At 58.9% G+C, this 500-nt stretch carries 1 protein-coding gene; it reads left to right on the forward strand.

Annotated features, from left to right (window positions below):
• Window positions 1–307: 307 nt before the first annotated feature.
• Window positions 308–500 (forward strand): endonuclease domain-containing protein (locus AC1D0P_RS28510; protein ID WP_477679809.1); only part of this gene is annotated, 193 nt, incomplete at its 3' end.

Here is a 500-nt window from a genome sequence, read left to right on the forward strand (position 1 = left end):
CTCCTTGCCTCAATTTGGGCTGCGAGACTGCGGTTGGGTTAAGCCCCTCCCGCTTCTGGGARAGGRTACGAAGGCCGGGTGAGCGGCAGCGACCCCTTGGCCGAAGTTGGTGAGGCGTARAGCACCRCCGAAGCTTCGATTTGGGCGAGCGAGTKCCGCGAGTYTTCTCCCCCCTTGTGGGGGAGATGGCCGGCAGGCCAGAGAGGGTCTTTTTCCAAATGCGCCAACCCTCCCCCTTGTGGTATCCGAAGGACAGGTCGAGACAAGWGGCGCGAYCTGGGYTTTGCARTGAGAGCAGTRGACAAARATGCCGCATTCAAACATCGGATCCAAGACGAGAAAGAATGCGAAAGCTCTTCGCCGTGARTTGACCAAAGCCGAGCAGGCGATGTGGGATATGTTGCGCGACCTGCTCCCTTATGGCGCCCGGTTTCGGCGCGAGACACCGATCGGACCATATATCGCAGATTTCGCCTGGTTATCCGCCAAAGTGGTCATCG

The organism is Polaromonas sp. P1_G2 (assembly GCF_056405515.1).